The following is a 1,608-nucleotide window of genomic DNA, read 5'->3' as shown; positions in this document are numbered from 1 at the left end:
CGGTACAAGACTGCTGGCTAAGCATTATCTAGACGACTATTTCAAGTCGCATGTATTCCTTGAGCTTTCAAGGCGCAACCCTCATCAAACCGTACGTGAAGTTTTCCCTCATACGGCTTTCCGATGTTCTTCTTTCTTGTGCATTACGGTTAATTCCGTGCTAGTTTCACGATTAAATGGTTTACTTCCTCCTGAATAGTCTTTAAGTTACCATGTTTTCTTCTGGTGTTCTTTTTCTTGTTGTAAAAGAGTGTGAGCCTTTCGAGCACATACCAATCAATCTGATTTAGCCACTTATACGCAATTGGTGAAATCTTGTAATAGTTCTTAAAACCTTGCAGTTTTCTATTTAATCCCTTTACCAATTCTCTTATGTCTAAATATAATTTGGTTCTTGGCTCTGTATATGCCTTAATCTTTGCTCTCATCTTTATCATGGCATTCTTCTTCGGAATATGAGCCATAGCGTAAAAGGGTCTTCCCCCTTTATTATGTACTTCGAATTTACGATTGTGGAAACCTAGGAAATCAAACCCCTCTTTATTATCAAACAAGTGGACCAGTTTTGATTTGTCCCGATTAATAGTCAAGTCTAGCTTTTTCATAATAGCCTGTAATACTTGTATACTATCAATCGCTTGTTGTTTTGTTCTTGTTAATATTACAAGATCATCTGCATAACGAATTAGTTCTCCTAGGTGATGGAATTTCTTTAACCAAAGCTTGTCCAATGTATTTAGATAAATATTTGCTAGTAAAGGAGAAATCACTCCTCCTTGTGGTGTCCCCATTAGGGGATTTCTAACTTTACCTTCTTCCATTATCCCAGCACGTAACCATTTTCGAATTAACTTTAAAATTCTGCGGTCATTGATTTTCTGTTCTATTAATTTTAACAACTTTTCTTGGTTTATGTTGTCGAAATATCCTTGAATATCTACGTCCACTACCCATGAACTTCTTTTGCTTGCCTCTCTTATGCTAGCCATTGCTTGGTGTGCATTTCTTTTTGGGCGAAAACCAAAAGAGCATTCTTGAAAATCCGCTTCAAATATCGGTTCAATAACCATCTTTGTAGCCATTTGTACCACTCTGTCTTTTATAGTCGGAATCCCTAATGGTCTCTTCTTTCCATTCTCTTTTGGAATATACGTTCTTAATACAGGGCTTGGATTATATTTATTCTCTTTTAGCTGAGTATACAACTCATTTAAGAATTTTCTTTCCCCATAGCTAGTAACGATTTCTTCAATCGTTTGTCCGTCTACTCCTCCACTACCTTTCTTTCTTTTTACACGCTTCCAGGCTTGTAGTAATATATCAGGTCGATATACTTTATCATATAAAGCATGAAACTTACGTTTCGGATTCTCCTTGACACATAGGTATAGTGTTTTCCAAAGTTCTTGAGCTTTTACATCGGTGTAGTTAGCTAATTTCATAGCATTCACTTACTCTTACCTCCTTTAAACACATGAACAAAGTAGAGGTCCTTCCCTATATCATGTTGTGCTGTCATGATAATCATTGGTGTAGAGTCGAAGGAGGTCGGCAAAAGCCTTCCTCCGTCCGCTCAATCAAACGGATCGTACAGTTTTCCCGTAATCC

1 protein-coding gene is annotated in these 1,608 nt (G+C 37.1%); it reads right to left on the bottom strand.

What is annotated here, in order from left to right:
* Positions 1-149: 149 nt before the first annotated feature.
* Entirely contained in the window at positions 150-1,451 is a 1,302-nt protein-coding gene (ltrA, locus tag TR08_RS18850) for a group II intron reverse transcriptase/maturase (protein ID WP_045520829.1), read from the bottom strand.
* Between the last annotated feature and the right edge of the window lie 157 nt (positions 1,452-1,608).

Source organism: Neobacillus niacini (assembly GCF_000759675.1).
In the GTDB taxonomy this organism is placed as follows: Bacteria; Bacillota; Bacilli; order Bacillales; family Cytobacillaceae; genus Neobacillus; species Neobacillus niacini_A.
The sequence above is the reverse complement of the archived record's forward strand: the minus strand, read 5'-3'. Positions and strand labels throughout refer to the sequence as shown.